General features: G+C 66.8%; 19 protein-coding genes. 1 reads left to right on the forward strand and 18 read right to left on the reverse strand.

What is annotated here, in order from left to right:
• Nucleotides 1-12: 12 nt before the first annotated feature.
• Both fabZ and lpxD read right to left on the reverse strand, forming a co-directional pair.
• Nucleotides 13-471: a 3-hydroxyacyl-ACP dehydratase FabZ gene (gene fabZ, locus EGM71_RS06500; RefSeq protein WP_049399547.1), complete on the reverse strand. Its 459-nt coding sequence runs from the start codon at nt 469-471 to the stop codon at nt 13-15.
• A complete protein-coding gene (gene lpxD, locus EGM71_RS06505) occupies nt 468-1,490 on the reverse strand; it encodes a UDP-3-O-(3-hydroxymyristoyl)glucosamine N-acyltransferase (protein ID WP_188488583.1) in 1,023 nt (340 codons plus the stop codon). The genes fabZ and lpxD overlap by 4 nt, the downstream gene beginning before the upstream one ends.
• A gap of 540 nt (nt 1,491-2,030) precedes the next feature.
• Between lpxD and EGM71_RS06510 the strand changes: the two genes are divergently transcribed.
• Nucleotides 2,031-2,576, forward strand: coding sequence for a hypothetical protein (locus EGM71_RS06510; RefSeq protein ID WP_188488584.1), 546 nt, complete (start codon nt 2,031-2,033; stop codon nt 2,574-2,576).
• A 224-nt stretch (nt 2,577-2,800) separates the two neighbouring features.
• Here EGM71_RS06510 and bamA read toward each other — a convergent pair whose 3' ends face one another.
• From bamA to EGM71_RS06590, 16 genes are all read right to left on the reverse strand, one after another.
• Nucleotides 2,801-5,164 carry an outer membrane protein assembly factor BamA gene (gene bamA / locus EGM71_RS06515; RefSeq protein ID WP_049446256.1) on the reverse strand — a complete coding sequence of 788 codons (2,364 nt, stop codon included), beginning with the start codon at nt 5,162-5,164 and terminating at the stop codon, nt 2,801-2,803.
• Nucleotides 5,165-5,238: 74 nt separating this feature from the next.
• Nucleotides 5,239-6,597: an RIP metalloprotease RseP gene (gene rseP, locus EGM71_RS06520; RefSeq protein WP_049446253.1), complete on the reverse strand. Its 1,359-nt coding sequence runs from the start codon at nt 6,595-6,597 to the stop codon at nt 5,239-5,241.
• A 55-nt stretch (nt 6,598-6,652) separates the two neighbouring features.
• Nucleotides 6,653-7,843, reverse strand: coding sequence for a 1-deoxy-D-xylulose-5-phosphate reductoisomerase (locus tag EGM71_RS06525; protein WP_188488587.1), 1,191 nt, complete (start codon nt 7,841-7,843; stop codon nt 6,653-6,655).
• Between the two features lie 2 nt (nt 7,844-7,845).
• Nucleotides 7,846-8,682, reverse strand: a complete 837-nt coding sequence (locus EGM71_RS06530) for a phosphatidate cytidylyltransferase (RefSeq protein WP_188488589.1) — start codon at nt 8,680-8,682, stop codon at nt 7,846-7,848.
• Entirely contained in the window at nt 8,679-9,446 is a 768-nt protein-coding gene (gene uppS, locus EGM71_RS06535; protein ID WP_188488591.1) for a polyprenyl diphosphate synthase, read from the reverse strand. Before uppS ends, EGM71_RS06530 begins: the two co-directional genes overlap by 4 nt.
• A gap of 5 nt (nt 9,447-9,451) precedes the next feature.
• Entirely contained in the window at nt 9,452-10,006 is a 555-nt protein-coding gene (frr, locus tag EGM71_RS06540; protein ID WP_004151064.1) for a ribosome recycling factor, read from the reverse strand.
• A gap of 96 nt (nt 10,007-10,102) precedes the next feature.
• Entirely contained in the window at nt 10,103-10,831 is a 729-nt protein-coding gene (pyrH, locus tag EGM71_RS06545; RefSeq protein WP_005415854.1) for a UMP kinase, read from the reverse strand.
• 121 nt (nt 10,832-10,952) lie between these two features.
• Nucleotides 10,953-12,491 (reverse strand): GGDEF domain-containing protein, encoded by a 1,539-nt coding sequence (locus tag EGM71_RS06550; RefSeq protein WP_188488593.1) that lies wholly within the window; start codon nt 12,489-12,491, stop codon nt 10,953-10,955.
• 259 nt (nt 12,492-12,750) lie between these two features.
• Nucleotides 12,751-13,626 (reverse strand): translation elongation factor Ts, encoded by an 876-nt coding sequence (gene tsf / locus EGM71_RS06555; RefSeq protein ID WP_049446244.1) that lies wholly within the window; start codon nt 13,624-13,626, stop codon nt 12,751-12,753.
• Between the two features lie 126 nt (nt 13,627-13,752).
• Complete coding sequence (rpsB, locus tag EGM71_RS06560; RefSeq protein ID WP_005408748.1) at nt 13,753-14,559, reverse strand: 30S ribosomal protein S2; 807 nt, start codon at nt 14,557-14,559, stop codon at nt 13,753-13,755.
• Between the two features lie 220 nt (nt 14,560-14,779).
• Nucleotides 14,780-15,478 carry a fimbrial biogenesis chaperone gene (locus tag EGM71_RS06565; protein WP_188488595.1) on the reverse strand — a complete coding sequence of 233 codons (699 nt, stop codon included), beginning with the start codon at nt 15,476-15,478 and terminating at the stop codon, nt 14,780-14,782.
• Nucleotides 15,478-15,696 (reverse strand): hypothetical protein, encoded by a 219-nt coding sequence (locus EGM71_RS06570; RefSeq protein WP_188489767.1) that lies wholly within the window; start codon nt 15,694-15,696, stop codon nt 15,478-15,480. Before EGM71_RS06570 ends, EGM71_RS06565 begins: the two co-directional genes overlap by 1 nt.
• 188 nt (nt 15,697-15,884) lie before the next feature.
• Nucleotides 15,885-16,922: a Csu type fimbrial protein gene (locus EGM71_RS06575; RefSeq protein WP_188488597.1), complete on the reverse strand. Its 1,038-nt coding sequence runs from the start codon at nt 16,920-16,922 to the stop codon at nt 15,885-15,887.
• Nucleotides 16,919-19,288 (reverse strand): fimbria/pilus outer membrane usher protein, encoded by a 2,370-nt coding sequence (locus EGM71_RS06580; RefSeq protein WP_188488599.1) that lies wholly within the window; start codon nt 19,286-19,288, stop codon nt 16,919-16,921. Before EGM71_RS06580 ends, EGM71_RS06575 begins: the two co-directional genes overlap by 4 nt.
• Nucleotides 19,289-19,295: 7 nt before the next feature.
• Nucleotides 19,296-20,045, reverse strand: coding sequence for a fimbrial biogenesis chaperone (locus EGM71_RS06585; protein WP_188488601.1), 750 nt, complete (start codon nt 20,043-20,045; stop codon nt 19,296-19,298).
• Complete coding sequence (locus EGM71_RS06590; RefSeq protein ID WP_188488603.1) at nt 20,045-20,575, reverse strand: Csu type fimbrial protein; 531 nt, start codon at nt 20,573-20,575, stop codon at nt 20,045-20,047. Before EGM71_RS06590 ends, EGM71_RS06585 begins: the two co-directional genes overlap by 1 nt.
• Between the last annotated feature and the right edge of the window lie 11 nt (nt 20,576-20,586).

A 20,586-nucleotide genomic window follows, 5' to 3' on the forward strand; every position in this document is an offset into this window, starting at 1 on the left:
GCCTCCAGTGGATCAGCCCTTGGCGCCGGCGCACATGACCTCGGCCGACGCAACGACTTCGCCGTTGACCTTGGCTTCGCCGTAGTACCAGCCCATGTTGCGGATCAGGCGCTTCATCTGCACATCCAGCATCAGCACGTCGCCGGGGACGACCTGCTTGTTGAAGCGGGCGTTTTCCACCTTGACCATGTAGAACAGCTTGGACTGCGAGTCGCGGCCGAGCGTGAGCTGGGTCATCACGCCACCGGCCTGGGCCAGCGCTTCGATGATCAGCACGCCGGGCATGATCGGGCGGCCCGGAAAGTGGCCCTGGAAGAACGGCTCGTTGATGCTGACGTTCTTCTGCGCAAGGATGCGCTTGGCCTCGATGTCGAGCTCAAGCACCCGGTCCACCAGCAGGAACGGGTAGCGGTGCGGAAGCAGTTCCTGGATCTGGCAGACGTCGATCGGAAGCTGCAGCGAATCGTTCATTCTTTCTCCTTGCCAGCAGCCAGGACGCGGCGAGCCAATGCGTCCAGCTGCTTGAAGCGCGCGGCGTTCTTGCGCCACGTGCGGTTGTCGGTCAACGGGGTGCCGGACGAGTACTCGCCCGGCTCATGGATGGAGTTGCGGACCACCGACTTGCCGGTGATCACGACCTTGTCGCAGATTTCGAGGTGGCCGACCACGCCAACGTGGCCGCCGAGCAGGCAGTAGCGGCCGATCTTGGCGCTGCCGGCGATGCCGGTGCAGCCGGCGATGGCCGAGTGCGCGCCGATCTGCACGTTGTGCGCGATCTGCACCAGGTTGTCCAGGCGCACATCCTCGTCCAGCACGGTGTCTTCCAGCGCGCCGCGGTCGACGCAGGTATTGGCGCCGATCTCGCAATCGTCGCCGATGCGGACGCCGCCGAGCTGCGGCACCTTGATCCACTTGCCGGCGTCCATCGCCAGGCCGAAACCGTCGGCGCCAAGCACGGCACCGGGATGCACGCGCACGCGCTTGCCCAGCGTGACCCGGGTGACCAGGGTCACGCGGGCGATCAGTTCACAGCCGGTATCCAGGCTGCAGTCCTCGCCGATCACGCTGCCGGTGCCGATGATGCAGTTCTCGCCGACCACGCTGCGCGCACCGATCGAGACGAACGGGCCGATATGGGCGCTGGCGGCCACCTGGGCGCTGGGATCGATGACGGCGCTGGGGTGGATGCCTGGTGGGCGGGTCGGTGCGATGTCGAACAGCGCGGCGATCTTGGCGAACGCGGTGTACGGGTCCTTGGCCACGAGCGCGGCGCCGGGGGCAGCCTCGGCGTCGTCGGCACGCAGGACCACCAGCGAGGCCTGGCTGTCGGCCAGCTGGGCGCGGTAGCGCGGGTTGGCAAGGAAGGTCAGCTGGCCAGGACCGGCATGGGCGAGGGTGGCCACGCCATGGATGGCGGTGGCGGGGTCGCCATGGACCTGCAGGCCGAACTGCTCGGCGAGTTGCTGGGCGGTGTAGGTGGGAGTATTCACGGCGGGAGTTTAACGTGTGACGCCATTGCGGTCATGCGGGGGCAGAAGCGGCGCCTGCCTGATGTCCCGGGGTGATGGCGCAGGGAGCTGCCTGGGACACGTTTTGAACCACGTTTGCGGTCCGGCCCTGCCGTTGGCGGCCATGGGTTCGGGCGCTGTGAAATCCTGCCTCTCCAGCAGGGCGTCCTCATCACCAGGGGCTCGATGAGGTCATTCGAGGTTGTTGCGGAGCTAGTCTGCCCCCTTGCAAGTTCGTTGGATGGGGGGCGCAGCTGGTCTGCGGCAACGTCGATTGCTTTCTCTGAAGCCAAGCCCAAGCGACCGCGCACAAGCGGGAGCGTCCCCTGCAAACCCCGACGAAACAAAATTGCCTTGGTAAGCGGCTGAAGCGATAGCCATAGGAGATCAATGCTGCAGAGAGTAGTCGTGTTCGGCTTTGAGAAAAATGCGAAATCCACCGTGAATTCCGTGACAAATAGAATGCGTTGATAGCATCGCAATGGCAGGCAAGATGCCTGCGCCCATTGGATGGAATTCATAATGAATGCAAAGATCGTAGGTCTTGTTTCATTGCTGCTGTGCGGCGGAGGTGCATCGGCTGCCCCTTCATTTGAATCGACTGTGGCGAGGCCAGCCATTGCGCCCGAGGACTCGGGACTGTCGCTTCCCTCGGGCGTTGTCTTGCGAGAGATATTCAGGATCTATCGTCCTGCAACAAATACTCATGTCACGCACTTCTACTGGCCCGAAAATTGGGAGGGTATCGGGTACAAGTATGAAGGGACGTTAGGTTTTATTTCGGCGACACCCTTCGAGAACAGCGCCCTGATCCGAAATTGCGTGGGACCACATTCATGGAATTATTTCACTTCGCTGGACCCGGATTGCGAGGCGTCAACTGGGGGCGTAGTGCTGCCGGGAGACTGGAATCTTGGATATATCTCCACTGTTCAGATTCCTGGGTCAGTTCCCCTCTACCGTTGCGGCTTGGTATGGCAGGGCAAGATTCGCCATTTCGACAGCCGCGATTTCGCTTGTGAAGGAGTGGGTGGTACTGGCGCTGTTCTGGGCTACGTCTTTCTCTAGAATCATTTGAGGTCTTCTTTCAGTTCTCAAACTGTCGGTGGACTCAAATTACTTGGAGTGGCGAAGAATTGATGGAAACGAAAACGCCGGGCAATGCCCGGCGCTTCGCACCCCGTCTGGTGGAGGCCCCCCTTTGTTAAGGGGGGCGCGCCAACGGCGCGGGGGATAGGTGAAATGCGGGGGCAATTCACCGGAGGTGGATCAGTTCTGAGGAACAGAGTTCCTCAGAACTGGCCGCCGAACGTGAATTGCAGACGTTCGATCTTGTCATCGTCTTCCTTCTTCAGCGGGAAGGCGTAGCTGATCGAGATCGGGCCGACCGGGGCGCGCCACAGCAGGGCCACACCGGTGGACACGCGCAGCTCGTTGGCCTTGAAGTTCTTGGTGCCGTTGTAGACGTTGCCGAAGTCGACGAAGGCCGACACGCGCGCCGACGGGCTGTCGAACAGGCGCGGGAAGTAGGCTTCGACCGAACCGACGGTCTTCAGCGAACCACCCAGCGGCTGGCCTTCGGGGTAACCGCGGGTGACTTCGCGCGGGCCGAGGGTGTTGTCCTCGAAGCCGCGCACCGAGTTGGTACCACCGGCGTAGAAGTTCTCGAAGAACGGCAGGCCGCTGGCGGTGACCGTGCGGGTAGTGCCGTCGCCGTTGTCGATGACGCGGGTGTAGTCCTTGCCATAGGCATCGCCGTAGCCGATTTCCGCGCGGGTGTTGATCACCAGCGACGGCATGATCGGCCAGTACTTGCTGATCTGGTAGTTCAGCTTGTAGTACTCGATGGTCGAACCCGGCAGCGTGGTCTCCAGGCCGATGCGCTGGTAGGTGCCGCGGGTCGGCATGAAGTAGTCGTTGCGCGAGTCGCGTGCCCAGCCCAGCTCGGTGCGCCAGGCATGGAAGGTACGCTTTCCGACCGCATTGATGTAGTCGATGATCGACGGCGGGGTCGAGCCTTCGTAGGTGGTGATCTGGTTGCTGTCGATGCCGAACATCAGCGAGACGGTATCGGTCTCGGTCAGCGGCACGCCGAACACCACCTGCGCCGAACCATTGGTGCTGTTGTACTGCGCGGTGTTGAAGTCGGAGTAGTCCAGCTCACGCCAGGACAGGTTGTAGCCCAGCGACACGCCGTCATCGGTGAAGTACGGGTTGGTGTAGCTGAAGCCGTAGCGCTGCAGGTAGCTGCTGCGCGAGGCTTCGACCGACACGCGGTTGCCGCCGCCGAGGAAGTTGTTCTGCGACAGCTGCACCGAGGTGGTCATGCCGTAGGACTGCGAGTAGCCCAGGCCGAACACGAAGCTGCCCGAGGTGGTTTCCTTGACGTTGTAGACGACGTCGACCTGGTCGTTGCTGCCGCTGACGGCCGGGGTTTCCACTTCCACCGATTCGAAGTAGCCCAGGCGCTGCAGGCGGATCTTGGAGCGGTCGATCGCGGCCTGCGAGTACCAGCTGTTCTCGAACTGGCGCAGCTCGCGACGCATCACTTCGTCGGAGGTACGGGTATTGCCGCGGAACAGGATGCGGCGCACCGACACGCGCGGGCCGGGCACGACCTGCATGTTGATGGCGACGGTCTGCTCGGCGCGGTTGGTGGTCGGGATCGGGTTCACCTTGGCGAACGCGTAGCCGATGTTGGACAGCGAATTGGTGATGGTGTCCGAGCTGAATTCCAGCAGGGCGCGCGAGAACGTGTCGCCGGACTTCTGGATCACCATGCGCTCGACGTCCTCCTGCGGGAGGATGGTGTCGCCGCTGACCTTGATCTCGGAGATCTTGTACTGCGCGCCCTCGGTCACGCCCGCGGTCAGGAACATGTCGCGCTTGTCGGGGCTGATCGAGACCTGGGTGGAATCGATGCTGAAATCGACGTAGCCGCGGTCCAGGTACCAGGAGTTGAGCTTTTCCAGGTCGCCGGACAGCTTTTCCTTGGAGTACTGGTCGTCACGGCGGTACCACGACGCCCAGTTGTGCTCCTTGGACTCCCAGGTCTCCAGGATGTCCTTGCTCTCGTACTTCTCGGTGCCGACCAGGTTGACGTGACGGATCTTGGCCGCCTTGCCTTCCTTGATGGCGATGGCGATGTCCACGCGGTTGCGGTCCAGCGGGCTCACCGTCGGGGTGATGTCGACGTTGTACTTGCCGCGGTCGTTGTACTGGCGGCGCAGTTCCTGGGTCACGCGGTCCAGGCTCAGGCGATCGAAGGTGCCGCCCTCGGTCAGGCCGATGTCGGACAGGCCCTTGAGCAGCTGGTCGGACTTGATGTCCTTGTTGCCGGTCACGGTCAGCTTGTTGATCGCCGGGCGTTCCTTGACGGTCACCACCAGGATCGTGCCCTGGCGGTCGAGCTGCACGTCTTCGAAGAAGCCGGTCTTGTACAGGGCGCGGATCGTCTCGCCGACCTTGTTGTCGGTGACCGTCTCGCCACGTTCCACCGGCAGGTAGGTGAACACCGTGCCCGAGCTGATGCGCTGCAGGCCATCGACGCGGATGTCGCTGACAGTGAAGGGCTCGGCTGCCTGGGCCAGGGCGGGAGCGCCGGTGACGGCGGCGAGGGCGAGGGCCAGCAGGCGGCGATTGGGGAGTCGCGTCATGTCACGTCCGGTAGGAAGGTCGATTTCATTGGTGCGGGATGCCGACGCTGTAGACGGCAACAACGTGGAAAAGTTCATCGCGGGACCAGGCCGAGGATGTCGTTGTAGAACGCCAACCCCATCAGCCCGGCCAGCAACGCCAGGCCGATGTATTGGCCGGCGGCGATGGCACGCTCGCTCAGCGGGCTGCCCTTGACCAACTCGATAAGGTAATACAGCAGGTGGCCGCCGTCCAAGATCGGGATCGGCAGCAGGTTGATGATGCACAGGCTGAGGGACAGCAGGGCAAGGAACTGCAGGAACCAGTCGAGGCCGCGCTTGGCCGAGACATTGGCCACGCGGGCGATGGTGACCGGCCCGGAAACGTTCTGCAGCGAGGCCTTGCCGGTCACGATGCGGCCCATCATGCCCAGCGAGTCGGCCGCCAGGCGGCCGGTTTCACGCACCGCGACGGTGACCGAGTCCAGCGGGCCGTAGCGCAGCAGGGTGTCGTACGGCGGGCTGAACTTGGTCGGGAACTGAACGCCGATCTGCCAGGCGGGGTCGCCCTTGGCGTCCTGGCCCTTGCGCGGCGTGACTTCCAGCGCCAGGCGCTCGCCGCCACGCAGGACCTCGATCATGCCCGGGCCACCGGCACGCCCCAGCGCCTGGATCTCACCGATCACCTGGTCGGCGCCGTCGATGCGCTGGCCGTCGATGGCCACGATCAGGTCGCCCGGCTGCAGTTGCCCGCTGACGACCGAATCCGGGGTCAGCGACTCGACCAGCGCCGGCTGCAGCCACGACTGCCAGTACATGCCAGCCAGGATCGGCACCCGCCGTTCATCGAAACCCGCCGGCAGCTGCGACAGCGGCAGGGTGCGCGTGCGCACCTGGTCGGCCGTATCCAGCACTTCCAGCTTCACGTCGCGGCGGTCCATCGCGGCCGCTGTCAGCGCCATGCTGGCCTCGCCGAGGGTGACTACCTGGCGGTCGTCCACGCGCAGCACGCGGTCGCCGCTGGCCAGGCCGGCACTGGCGGCGATGCCGCTGACGCGGCCGATGGTGGGCGAGTAATCCTGCTTCCCGATCACGAACATCGCCCACAGCAGCAGGATGCACAGCAGCAGGTTGGCGATCGGGCCGGCGGCGACAATGGCGATGCGCTGCCAGACGGTCTTGTGGTTGAAGGCCTGGCCGCGTTCGTGCGGGTGGACTTCGACCTCGCGTTCGTCGAGGAACTTCACGTAGCCACCCAGCGGGATGGCGGCGATGGCGAACTCGGTACCGTGCCTGTCGCGGCGCGACCACAGCGGCCGGCCGAAGCCGACCGAGAAACGCAGGATCTTGACCCCGCACAGGCGCCCGACCCAGTAATGCCCGAACTCGTGGAACGTGACCAGCAGCCCGAGGCTGACAATCATCCACCAGACCGATCCGATGAAGTCAGTCATGCAGGCTCACAGTGGCGGGCAGGGGCGGCGGCGTCATGCTGGGCGAGGCGGTCGTTCAGGCGGCGTCGATGGCGTTCAGGGTGAGCTGGCGTGCCCGCTGGTCGGCGGACAACAGGACCTCCAGTGTATCGGCTGGCTGGGTCGGCAGTGTTGAAAGAGCGTTAGCAACCAGCTCCGGGATCGTCAGGAAACCGATCCGGCCCTGAAGAAACGCTGAAACCGCCTCTTCATTGGCGGCGTTCAGCACCGCCGGCGCGGTGCCGCCGGCCTGCATTGCCTGCCAGGCCAGGGCCAGGCAGGGGAAGGCGTTGGTGTCCGGGGCTTCGAAATCCAGCCGGCCCTGGGCCAGCAGGTCCAGCCCGGCCACGCCCGATTCGATGCGCTGCGGCCAGCCCAGGCCGACGGCCAGGGTGGTACGCATGTCCGGCAGGCCCATCTGCGCCAGGGTCGAACCGTCAACGAACTCGACCAGCGAATGGACCAGGCTCTGCGGGTGTACCAGCACCTCGATGCGTTCGCCGGGCACGCCGAACAGGTGGTGGGCCTCGATGACTTCCAGGCCCTTGTTCATCAACGTCGCCGAATCGACCGAGATCTTCGGCCCCATCGACCACTTCGGGTGGGCAACGGCCTGGGCCGGGGTGACCTGGGCCAGCTCGGCGCGGCTGCGGCCACGGAACGGGCCGCCGGAGGCGGTCAGCAGGATCCGGCGCACCCCGGCGCCGTCGACGCTGGCGTCGCGCGAGCGCAGGCACTGGAAGATCGCGCTGTGTTCGCTGTCGATCGGGATGATTTCGGCACCGGCACGTTCGGCGGTGCGGGTCAGCAGTTCGCCGGCCAGCACCAGCGATTCCTTGTTGGCCAGCAGGATGCGCTTGCCCGCGGCGGCCGCGGCCAGGGTCGAGGACAGGCCGGCAGCGCCGACAATGGCCGCGACCACGGTGTCGCAGGCGTCGCTGGCGGCCAGCTGGTCCAGCGCGGCATGGCCTGCATGGGCCTCGGTGGCCAGTCCGGCGTCGCGCAGGCCGTCACGCAGTTCGGCGAACAGCGACTCGTCGGCGATCACCGCGTGCGCGGGTTTGTGTTGGCGGCACAACGCCAACAGCGCCTGCACCTGGCGACCGGCGGCGAGCACCGTGGCCTGGTAGCGCTGCGGGTGGCGGGCGATCACGTCCAGCGTGGAGGCACCAATCGAGCCGGTGGCGCCGAATACGGCGACCCGGCGCAGGTCTGCAGCAGCATTCATGGTCAGAACCCGAAGATTTCCTTGCCCAGCGCGAACACCGGCACGGCGGCGAGGACGCCGTCGACACGGTCGAGCACGCCGCCATGGCCGGGGATCAGGTGGCCCGAGTCCTTGGCGCCCGCGTGGCGCTTGATCAGGCTCTCGAACAGGTCACCCAGCACCGAGGCGAACACGGCCACCACCGAGGTGATCAGCAGGCCCGGCAGGTGTGCGGCATCGATGCCGGCCAGCCAGCCCAGGCCGACGGCCACGGCGACACCGGCCAGCAGGCCGCCGAACAGGCCTTCCCAGGTCTTGTTGGGGCTGATCCGCGGGGCCAGCTTGTGCTTGCCGAAATGGCGGCCGGCGAAATAGGCGCCCGAGTCGGCCGCCCACACCAGCGCCAGCGCAGCCAGCAGCCACAGGTGGCCCTGCTTGCCCGGCGGATCGCCGCCGGCATGGATCAGCACCAGTGCGGCCCAGGCGGGCACGATGGCCAGGGTGCCGGCCAGCATCTTCAGGATCCGCGAGGGCGCCGACGGTTGTGCACCGAAGTTGAAGAAGCGCAGCCAGACCAGCGCGGCCAGCCACCAGGCGACGCCGGCCAGCGTGGTTATCTGGAACAGGACCAGCGTGCTGCCGTCGGCCCAGACCAGCAGCACCATCAGCAGCAGGTTCAGCACCAGCAGCACGGTGCGCGCCAGGGTGTCTTCGATTCCGGCCAGCTTCAGCCATTCCCACAGGCCGATCAGCAGCACTGCGGCGGCGGCGGCGGCCAGCCATTGCGTGGGCAGCAGCAGGATCGCCGCAATGGCAACCGGCGCCATGATCAGCGCGGCAAGGACTCGGGTCTTGGTCATGGGCTGGAAGTCTCGGTGGCCAGTGCGGCAATCTGGGCGCTGGTCAGGCCGAAACGACGCTCGCGGCCGGCATAGGCGTCAAGCGCCTGCTGCAGCTGCCCGGCATCGAAGTCCGGCCACAGGGCCTCGGTGAACCACAGCTCGGTATAGGCCAGCTGCCACAGCAGGAAGTTGCTGATGCGGGTGTCGCCGCCGGTGCGGATGAACAGATCCGGCGGCGGCAGGTCGGCCAGGGCCACCTGGCTGCCCAGCAGCGATTCGTCGATCTGCTCGGGCAACAGGCGACCGGCCGCCACTTCGACGGCCAGGGCGCGCGCGGCGCGGGCGATGTCCTGGCGGCCACCATAGCTGGCGGCGATCGACAGGGTCGGGGTGGTGTTGTCGGCGGTACGCTGCTCGGCCAGCTGCATGCGGCTGACCAGCCCGGCACCGAAACGCTCGCGTTCGCCGATGAAGCGCACGCGCACGCCACGCCGGTGCAGCTCGTCCACTTCGCGGTCGAGCGCGCCGAGGAACAGCTTCATCAACGCGTCCACTTCCTCCTGCGGCCGGCCCCAGTTCTCGCTGGAGAAGGCAAACAGGGTCAGCGCCGGAATGCCCAGTTCAAGGCAGCGCTCGATGGTGCGGTTGACCGCGCGCGCGCCGGCACGGTGGCCGATCACGCGGGGGCGACGGCGTTGCTGTGCCCAGCGCCCATTGCCATCCATGATGATGGCAATGTGGCGGGGCAGGGCAGCCGGCAACGGAGGCGGGGCTGAAGGCATCGACTTCAGACCGACAGCAGTTCTTTTTCCTTGTCGGCGACGACCTTGTCGACGTCCTTGATGTTGGCGTCGGTCAGCTTCTGGATGTCGTCTTCGCCGCGCTTCTTTTCGTCTTCGCTGATCGCCTTGTCCTTGTCCAGCTTGGCGATTTCCTTGTTCGCGTCCTGGCGGATGTTGCGGATCGCGATCTTGGCGCCTTCACCTTCCTTCTGCACCTGCTTGGCCAGCTCCTTGCGGCGCTCTTCGGTCGGCGGCGGCATGTTGATGCGGATCGCGGTGCCCAGGGTGTTCGGGGTGAACTCGGCGTTGTAGAGACCCTTCTCGATCTCCTTGATCATGCTCTTGTCGAACGGCGTGACCAGCAGCGAGTGGGCATCGGCGTTGGAGATCGATGCGACCTGGTTCAGCGGGGTGCTGGCGTTGCCGTAGGCATTGACCGTCACGCGGTCCAGCAGGGCCGGCGTGGCACGCCCGGTCCGGATGGAGGTGAGGGTGTGCTTCAGAGCGTCGATGCTCTTGGCCATGCGCGTCTGCGCGTTGTTCTTGATGTCGTTGAGCATCGCCCGGTCCTGGATGTATCTGGAATCGGGCGATTATAGGCGAATACGGGACGCTGCCGGGCCTGAATCGGCCCGGTCGTCGCTTTGCGCTCAGGCTCAGGCCGGGTCGCGGCCCTGGACCAGGGTGCCGATGTTCGCGCCGTTGAGGATCTTCAGCAGCTCGCCCGGCTGGCCCATGTCGAACACGCGCATCGGCAGGTCGCTGTCGCGGGCCAGAGCGAAGGCCGCAGTGTCCATCACTTCCAGGCCGCGGCGGATCACTTCGTCGTAGCTCAGGCTGTCGAAGCGGACCGCATCGCTGTGCTTGTTCGGGTCCTTGTCGTACACGCCATCGACCTTGGTGGCCTTCAGCAGCAGGTCGGCGCCGATCTCGATCGCGCGCAGGGCGGCGCCGGAATCGGTGGTGAAGAACGGGCTGCCGACGCCGGCCGCGAAGATCACCAGGCGGCCCTTTTCCAGGTGGCGGATGGCGCGACGGCGGATGTAGTCCTCGCACACGTCGTTGATCTTGATCGCGCTCATCACGCGGGCCTTGGCGCCCAGCTTCTCCAGGGCATCCTGCATGGCCAGGGCGTTGATGACGGTGGCCAGCATGCCCATCTGGTCGCCGGTGACCCGGTCCATGCCGCCAGCGGCCAGGCCGGCGCCGCGGAAGATGTTGCCGCCGCCGATCACCAGCGCCACTTCGGCACCGGCCTGCTGGGCTTCGATGACCTCACGGGCCAGGCGATTGATGATCTTCGGGTCGATGCCGTAGTCCTCATCTCCCATCAGCGCCTCCCCGGACAGTTTCAGAAGGATGCGGCGATAGGCGAGCTTGGACATGGGGACCTCGGGTGCGTGGAAATCGCGGGCGATTCTACGCGCATGCGGCGTCGTGCCAAAGTGTTTTGTGCACTGCGGCGCAGAATCCGGTGTTTCGCCCCGGTCAGCCGGGGCTTCCCGTTCAGCCCAGTTCGGCGCCGGCGGTGGCCGACAGCTCGTCGTGGCCGAGGGCGCCCGGCGAGCGGGCGATCACCCGGTTGCGGCCCAGGTTCTTGGAGCGGTACAGCACATCGTCGGCCGCGCGCAGCAGGTCCTGTACGTCGGCGAATCGCTCGTAGCCGCCCTGGGTGGCCACGCCGGCGGAGAAGGTGACGAACAGCGGTCCGCCCTCCAGCTCGGCCATCGGTGTGGCGACGATGTTGGCCAGCACCCGGCGGATCACGTCCAGGGCCACGCTTTCGCTGGTGTTGGGCAGCAGTGCGACGAATTCCTCGCCGCCGAAGCGGGCCACAGTATCGCTGTTGCGCAGCTGGCCCTGCAGTTTGCCCGCGAAGGCGCGCAGCACCTCGTCGCCGGTCAGGTGGCCGTGGGCGTCGTTGATCTTCTTGAAGTCGTCCAGGTCGATGAAGGCCACCGACAGTGGCCAACCCTGGCGGCCGGCGCGCAGGAATTCCTGCTCCAGCACCGCTTCCAGCTGGCGGCGGTTGAGCACGCCGGTCAACGCGTCGCGATGGGCCTGGTCGGCGAGGCGCTTGGCGCGCGCCTCGAACTCGTCGGCGCGGCGGCGGGCCTGGTCGGCATCCTGCAGTTCACGCAGGTTGCGCAGCGTGGCCAGTTCCTGCGCGTGATCGATCAGCTCGCGCACCCGCGACGGTGAATTGAGACCGGCATCGAACAGGCTGGCGATGTCGGGCAGGGCCTCGCTGATACGCGCCAGCACCTGGTCGAAGCGTGCGCTGTCCAGTTCCAGGCGGTCGTGCACCTGTTGCAGGGCGCGCTCGCGCGCGGCGTCGGCGTCGCTGTCCAGCCAGATGTCGGCCACCGCGCCGGACAGCTGCACGCAGGCCTGGAACGGCGATTCGGCGGTGTCCTCGTCCTCGCTGTGGCTGATGCTCTCCACCAGGTAGCGGGGCAGGCCCCATTGCTCGGCCACCCAGGCGCCGACCTCGGCGTGGCTGCAGCCCAGTTCGTCGCGCTCGCGGGCGACCAGGTCGATGTTGTCGCGTGCTTCGCGCAGCAGCGGCAGGTAGCGCTCCGACTCGGCCTGGGCCAGGCACAGCACGCCCAGGTCCTGCAGCAGGCCGGCCAGCATCAGCTCCTCCAGCCGGCGCAGGCCGCGCGCCTGGCCCAGCTGGCTGGCAGCCAGGGCACTGAGGATGCTGCGCTTCCACGCGCGCTGGCGCAGGTCATGGTCGGCGCCGGCCCCGCCGGTCAGGCCCTGGGTGACGGTGAAGCCGAGGGCGAGGCTGATCGTGGCGTTCAGGCCCAGCATGGTCAGCGCCTGGCCGAGGTTCTCGATGCGGCGGCGGCTGGCATACAGCGGCGAATTGGCGATGCGCAGCATGCGAGCGCTCAGCGCCATGTCGATGGCGATGATGTCGGCGGCGGTGGCGATGTCCGCTTCCGGGTCCTGGGCCAGTTCGATGATGCGCAGGGCAATACCGGGTGGCGAAGGCAGGTTGCGGCAGAGCGCCAGGGCAGCTGTCAGCTCGGGAGGCATGTCGGGTCGTTCAATTCCATTGGGACAAGAATACCTAGGAATGCATCACAGTCCGCGATTTTCGTTCCTGCTATGTGACTGTGGATTCCCTGCGCCTGAGTATCGGCTTGATTCGCGCGCAACGCAAAGGTGCCGGTTGTGTGCACCAGCGGTGCGCACCCACCGATGGGGCATGGGTTCACCCCTTGGCCCATGCATAAAAAAAGAGCCGCGGTTTCCCGCGGCTCCTTCTGGTCGCTTCACAGCCGGAAGGCTGGAATCAGACCTGCATTGCCTTGGCAACTTCGGCGGCGTAGTCTTCCACCACCTTCTCGATGCCTTCGCCGACGATCAGCAGCTTGAAGCCTGCCACGTCGGCGCCAGCGGCCTTGACCACCTGCTCGACGGTGGTGTCGCCCAGCACGTAGGTCTGGCCGTACAGGGTCACGTCGCTGACGATCTTGTTGATCTTGCCGCTGATGATCTTTTCCAGGATGTCGGCCGGCTTGGCCTTGTCCTTCTCGGACATCTTGGCCAGCTCGATTTCCTTTTCCTTCTCGACGAACTCGGCCGGGACGTCCGCAGCCTTGTTGTGCGGCGGCTTCAGCGCGGCCACGTGCATGGCCAGGCCACGGGCCAGCTCGACGTCGCCGCCGACCAGATCGACCAGAACGCCGACCTTGCCGTTGGTGTGGACGTAGGCGCCGATGGTGTTGTTGCCATCAACCTTCACCATGCGACGGATCTGGATGTTCTCACCCAGGGTCTGCACGGCGGTGGCGCGGGCTTCTTCAACGGTGCGGCCGTCGGCCAGCTTGGCAGCCTTCACGGCTTCGACGTCGGTGGCGCCCGATGCCAGGGCAGCGGCGGCGACGGCGTTGACGAAGGACTTGAAGTTGTCATCGTTGGCGACGAAGTCGGTTTCCGAGTTGACTTCGACCAGCACGGCCTTGCCGCCGTCCTGGGCCAGGCCCAGACGGCCTTCGGCGGCCACGCGGTCAGCCTTCTTGTCGGCCTTGGCAGCGCCGGACTTGCGCATGGCTTCAGCAGCAGCGTTGATGTCGCCGTTGGCTTCGGTAAGCGCCTTCTTGCATTCCATCATGCCGGCGCCGGTGCGCTCGCGCAGTTCCTTGACCAGGGAAGCAGTGATTTCCACGGGATTACCTCACGAAAGAAAGGGGTTGGGCCGGCATGGTGGCCGGCCCGTGTGACACGGTCCTGTCACGCGCCAAGGGCTGCGTGCAGGGAGGGTGGACGCCGGGCGTCCACCCCGGGGCCTGGATCAGGCCTGGGCGTCGTCGCCCTTCTTGGCAGCCTTCTTGGCCGGAGCGCGGCGGGCCGGCTTCTCTTCGCCTTCAGCAGCGGCTTCAGCGAACTCTTCCTCACGCACCGAAGCGGCGTGCGGAGCAGCAGCCTTGCCTTCCAGCACGGCGTCGGCAGCGGCGCGGGCGTACAGCTGCACAGCGCGGATGGCGTCGTCGTTGCCCGGGATGGCGTAATCAACCAGTTCCGGGTTGTAGTTGGTGTCAACCACGGCGATGACCGGGATGCCCAGCTTCTTGGCTTCCTTGATCGCGATGTCTTCGTGGCCGATGTCGATCACGAAGATGGCGTCCGGCAGACGGTTCATGTCCTTGATGCCGCCCAGCGAGGCTTCCAGCTTGTCGCGCTCGCGACGCAGGCCCAGCACTTCGTGCTTGACCAGCTTCTCGAAGGTGCCGTCGGTTTCACCGGCTTCCAGTTCCTTCAGGCGGGCAACCGACTGCTTGACGGTACGGAAGTTGGTCAGGGTGCCGCCCAGCCAACGCTGGTTCATGAACGGCATGCCGCAACGCTCGGCTTCTTCCTTGATGGTTTCGCGGGCGCTGCGCTTGGTGCCCAGGAACAGGACGGTGCCGCGCTTCTGGGCAACCGACGAGATGAAGTTCATCGCGTCGTTGAACAGCGGGACGGTCTTTTCCAGGTTGATGATGTGGATCTTGCCGCGGGCGCCGAAGATGTACGGAGCCATCTTCGGGTTCCAGTAGCGGGTCTGGTGGCCGAAGTGGACGCCGGCTTCCAGCATCTGACGCATGGTGACCTGGGGCATTGCAATACTCCTGATATGGAACCAGCGATTCCGCCCGCGGGGATAGGTATGCGGGACGCGTGGAAGCGCGATCGGTTCCGGGGTTGGGCTTCCCTGTTGCCTCCGTGGCCGAACTCCTTGCGGAGCACCCCGGCACGGATGGGGGCAGCAGGTGTGGATTCACCGGTGACGTCCGGTGTGGACGGGTTCTCGCGCACGCTGGCGGCAGGAATCCGGTCGATTATAGCCCGCTGGGGGCGCTTGCTGCAATTGCAGGCTCAGATGCGGCCAGATCGACCTCGCGGCCGTCCTGCAGGCGGGCCTGGAAGTGGCCACCTGCATAGCCATCGGCGCGGGCGGGCAGGAGCCAGCGGCGTTCATGGCCAGCGAGGACGTAGCCGGCCAGCCCGCCCAGCAGCAGCGACGATTTGCCGTCCGCCGTGATGAAACGCAGATCGTGCAGGCGGCTGTGGAGAGTACCGGAATTGCTGAGTCGCAGTGTGGCCTGAGACCCCTGGGTCTCGACGCGGCCCAGCAGCCGGGCCTGCAGGGCTGGCCCCACTGGGCCGCGGAACAGCGGCAGCGAGTAACGCGGCAACCCCGGCAACGCCGGCGCCAGTACGATCCGATAGGCCTGTTCACCGACCGCCGCTGCCGGATCGCCTGGCAACAGCCAGACGCGCTGTGTGCTGCCGGGGGCCAGGTCCAGCCGCGCCGGGCTGACCTGGACCAGGTCGCTGGGGCGCAGCTGTTCGGCGTCCAGCTGCTGTTCCCAGGCCAGCACCTGCACCTGGCCCTGCCAGCGGCCGGGCCCCGGATTGTGCAGCCACAGCTCGGCGCGGCCGCCTTCGGCCGGCAGCTGCAGGGTGGTCGGCAACAGCTCCAGCGCTGTGGCGGGCTGCGCCAGCAGCAGTGCAAGCAGGATCAGCAGCGCGCGCATCAGTAGATGAGGGTCACGGCGGGTGTCGCGTTCTCGTCCGTCGCCGGAGGGGCGAGATCGCGGACCTGGGCTGGTACCTGGGGGGCGTTACTGCGCTGGTGCGGGGCCGGGCAGCGGGGGCCGCCAGCATCGTCGCTGCAGGATTCGACCACGGTCAGCTGGATCTGCAGCGTGCTGCTGCTGGGTTCGGCCCATGCCGGCGTGCTGGCGACCAGCATCGCCCCGATCAGAAGTGCGCGAACCACCTGCCATCCACCATGCTGAAAGACTCGCTGCGCGGTATCGGCCGGCTGCGCTGGAACTGTAGCGTCGTGCTAGCCCGGCGCGTGACATGCCGGCATCCACGCATGGCGTGGATCTACCGAAACCCTCCCCGGTGGGTGCCGACCGTTGGTCGGCACGCAGGTCAATAAGTGATCGTCACCTGCACCAGGTCGTTGTAGGTGCCGGCCGGGGGCTGGCCGGTGACCGGCGGCACGCGGCCATAGATGGTCAGCTGCTGCGCGCTGCCGGTGCCGGTGCTGCTGGCCGTATCGACGGTCAACGTATTGCCCCAGCGCTGGCTCCGCGCCGGATCCCGGTACAGCTCGTAGGTAAGGTAGTAGGTGTTGCTGCCGATGATGGTGGCCATGCGCCGGGTGGTGGTGGCACTGGGATTGTTCTGGCCGTTGTTGAGGCCGACCTGGAAGGCGGTGTTCTTCAGGCAGGTCAGGGTCAGGGTTGCGGTCTGGTCGATGTTGGCCGGGATGCCGCCGGTGACGTTGCCGAAGTTCATGTTGGTGGTGACGTAGCTTCCGCATTGCGGCAGCACGTTGGCGGTGGCGGTGAAGCTGAAGGCGGCACTGGCGCTGTTGGTGCCGGTGGCGCCGCCGTTGCAGGTGGCGGGAATGGTGGCGGTGCCGAGCAGGACTTCGTTCCAGGCCCAGGTCAGCACCACGCTGGCACCGCTGAAGGTGCTGCTGTACGCGCCGGAAGCCAGGACCTGGTTGGCCGGGATCTGCCCGAACAGCTGCACGGTCTGCGCACCACTACCGCCGGTCAGCAGCGGTACGTTGTAGCTCATGGTCAGCTCCTGCGCCGGCGGCGTGCCGCGCGGGACCAGGCCGGTGGCCTGGCCGAAGCTGGCATTGTTGTAGAGCTGGAAATTCATGGTGTCGCTGGTGGAGGTGGCCATCGTGCGGAAGGTGGCGCTGCTGCCGCCGCCAGTGCCTGCGCCGATGCCCACGCAGACGCGCACGCCAGTGGTGGCCAGCAGGCTCAGCGCGGCGGTGGTGCAGGTCACCGTGATGTTGAGGTTGGCCGTGCTCGGGCCGGGCGCATTGCTGTTGATGTTGCCGAACGGCAGGGTCGGATTGGCGACCGCCGTGCAGACCGCGGTGGCACCGGCGGGCGCCGCTGCCAGCAGCCCGGCCCACAGCAGCAGGACGAGCAGCAGTACCCTCATGGCGCCACCTCCGGAACGCACTGCTGCGGTGCCGGTTTCGGGCGGGCGCCGGACGCCACCACCTTGGGCAGGTCCGGTACTTTCACCCGGCAGGGGCCGCGGCTGGTGGTGACGTACAGCACGCTGCCGGCGGCGACATCTTCCAGATAGAGCAGGCCGTCGTAGCCGACCGTGGCCTGGCGGCCATCAGGCAGCTGTACCTCGCTGCCCACCTCCAATGGCTGCCCGTCCATCGCCAGCAGGGTCAGGCTCAGTGATGGTCGCGAGCGCAGCTGGAAGGTCACGCGGGTGCCGGCGCGCTGGCGCGGCGTGACCCAGTCCTCGATGCGGTCGGCGCGCATGTCTTCGGGCAGGTCCAGGGTGTCGATCGAGACCCGGTTGCGTTGCCAGGACAACAACGGACTGACCAGCAGCAGACCGCGATCATCGGTGACGCCGATCAGGCGGTTCTCCAGCCGCACCGGGACGCCGCCGACGCCATTGGTGCTGATCACCGCGAACGCATCGGATACCTCGCGCGTGGCGAAGGCGTGCCCGCCCATCCACACCAGGCTGCCGCTGGCGCTGGCGTAGGCATAGTTGAGTCCACCCTGGCGCGACGCACCGAACGAATAGCGGCCGACATCGTTGAGGATGCCGACCTCGGCCAGGCCGCCGTTGCCGTCCTCGCCGTGGCGCAGCTGCGCGCGCCAGCCGACGCCGCCGGCACTGCCATCGCCCGGCACCGGCTGGGTCACGTCGGCCACCCAGCTCTGGCTATCGCCGTTGCGCTGGCTCGAAAGGCTGGCCTGGCGGTTGTTGCCCAGGCTGGCCGTCACCGACAGGTAGATGCTGCGGTCGTCGCTGCGGTCCAGGTTCTGGTTCACCGACAGGTAGGCTGACCAGCGCTGGCTCCACGTACGCGACCAGAACAGGCTCGCGTAGCGGTTGTCGTCGCCGTCGGGATAGCGCAGGCGCAGATAGCTGGCGCTGAGCGTGCCCAGCCGCAGCAGGTCCAGGCCGAGCGTGGCCTGTTCGCTGATGCTTGGTGGCAGGTTGCCCTGCAGCGCGCCCAGGTCACGGTAGTCGCCGTGGCTGCGCACGCTGCGCAGATTGACGTTGAAGCGACGGTTGTTCCAGCTGTAGCCCAACGCCCATTGCCCACCCTGCAGGCCGTGGTAGTCACTGTGCGCATAGGCGGCATTGAACACACCGGCGGCGCCGAGCAGCCACCAGCCACCGATGCCGGCCTGGGCCAGGCCACCGCCGCCTTCGGCATGCGCCTCGCCGGTGAACCTGTCGGTGACACCGCCGCGCCAGCTGGCACTGGCCACCGTGCGATCGTCATAGGCGAAGGAGCGCTCGCCGAAATCCCGGCGCAGGTGGCCGACGCCGACCGACCAGTCCGACAGGCCCTTGGCCAGCAGCTGCTGGGTGCCGTAGAAACTGAAATCCAGCGTCTGCATGCGGCCGAACGCGTCGGTCACCACCACCTGGGCGTTGCCGGTGCCGCTGATGCCGGGCTGTGCTGCCAGCTGGAAGGGGCCGACCGGCACCTGGCCGCTGTACTGGCGCAGGCCATCGACATACAGCTCGACCGTGGAGGGCACCACGGCCTGGCCGAGGAAGCTCGGCGTGGGCGTGAGCACGCGATAGGGCTGCAGGCCGTAATTGCGGCCGATCTGCAGGCCGCCCAGGCGCACCGGGCGGGTCCAGTCGACGAAGCCACTGTAGAAGTCGCCGACCTCCAGCGTGGTTGCGCTGTCGGGGAAATCCAGGCTCCAGCGCGTGTCCAGGCGCACGCTCTCGCTGCGCCAGTGGCGGTCGCCGGGTTGCTGGTAGCGGCGGCTGATGGCGGTGTTTTCGAAAGTGCCGTTGCCGATACCGAACACGCGCAGCTCCGAGCTCAGGCTGAGGTTGCCGAGCGTGTCCACCCGGCTGCCGTAGACGTCGTAGTTGAGCAGCACGCCGGGCGAGGCGTTGCCCGTGGGTGCGCGCGTCTGCGGCCGGCTGAGCACGGTGGTGGGCAGGGTCAGCTGGTCCAAGGGCACGTCCAGTGCCAAGGTCTGCATGTGTGCGTCATAGCGCACCACCGCGCCGCTGATCTGGTCCAGGTAGACCGGCGCATCGCCGCTGGCGTTGAAGCCGAGCTGGCGCAGCACTTCGGGGCTGGCCTGCAGCCGGCCGCGGTTCTCGGTGAACGGCAGCAGGCCGCGCGGCGTGCTGTTGAGCGACACATCCAGGTACAGCGTCTGGCTGGCGGTCAGCGGGGTCGGGGGCGGCAGGATGGCATCTGCCGATACGCCGGAGACATCAGCCGCCGCCATGCCGGACACATCGGCGGCCTCGGTCGCCGCGGGAGCCAGGGCAGCCAGCAGCGCGCCCATCAACGCCTCAGCGAGCCGGTGGGGGCGACAGTGGCGTCTGTTCCGACTCGCCATTGAGCTTGGCCGTGATCTGGTCGTTGTCGCGGTCGATCGCCGTGCGTTCGATCGGCCAGCGCATCACCTGGCCGGGCAACACGTAGCCCAGCAGCCCGGGATGGACGATGCGCGGGCGCGTGGTGCTGCCCAGCGCGAGATCGGCGATCTGTGCGTAGCCGTTGCCCGAATTGGCCACCTCGACGCCGTTGCGGCCGTCCGCCAACCGCACCAGGCGGGCCTGCAGCCGCGGTGCCAGCGTGGCGGCCGAGGGCTGCACGAACACCGGAATCGAATAGCGCAGCACGAACTGCATGCCACCTGTGCGGGTGGCCAGGTCGGGCACCTCGTCGACGATCAGGCGGTAATACTGCTGTGCCGGTGGCGGCTCCCTGTCCGGACGCATGACCCGCACCAGCTGCTGCTGGCCGGCGGCCAGTTCCTGCATCGGTGGAGTGGCCATCAATTCGTCGGTGGGCAGCAGCTGTTCCTGGCCGTCCTGCTGCACCCAGCGGAACACGCGCACCTGCAGCTTCACCGGCGAAGTGCCGCTGTTGGTCAGCCACAGCTCGCCGGCACGCTGGCGGGCTTCCAGCTGCAGGCTGGTCGGGGCGACCTGCAGGCTGGTGGCGCCGGCGGTGGCGGCGGCCAGCAGGTACAGGGCGAGCAGCGCCACGCCGGTGGCGCGCCACGGGCGGGGTCCGGCCATGCGGGCGTGCTCCATCAATAGGTGATCGTGGCGGTAACGGTATCCAGGTAGTTACCGGTGGCCGGGTTATTGGTGCTCAGGTTCAGGATCTGGCCGTAGACGATGTAGGGCACGGCCAGGCCGGTGCCGATGCCGGCCTGGGTATTGGTGCCGGACGTGGCGCCCCAGACCAGGGTATGCGCGGCGTCCTGGTAGAGCTGGTAGCCGACGTAGTTGTTGGCGGTCACCGCAGCATTGGTGTTCTTCATCCGCCGCGTGGTGACGTCATTGGCAGTGCTGGCATTGGCGCCCGCATTCAGCGAGATGGTGTAGGGCGTCAGTGCCGAGCACTGCGCGGTCACCGTGCCCTGGCCCAGCGTGGGCGTCGCGGTGGTCGAGGCGGCGGTGCCGAAGTCGACGTTGGTGGCGGCCGCCGCCGTGATGGTGCAGGCCTTGGTGACCACCAGGGTGACGTTGAAGGTGGTGGTGTCGGCGGCCAGCGCCGGGCTGGACAGCAGGAGCCCTGCCACGACCCAGGCTAGCGGGGATCGAACTGGGGATCGCATGGACAACCTCC

This window comes from Stenotrophomonas maltophilia (genome assembly GCF_006970445.1).
GTDB classification, from domain to species: Bacteria; Pseudomonadota; Gammaproteobacteria; order Xanthomonadales; family Xanthomonadaceae; genus Stenotrophomonas; species Stenotrophomonas maltophilia_AU.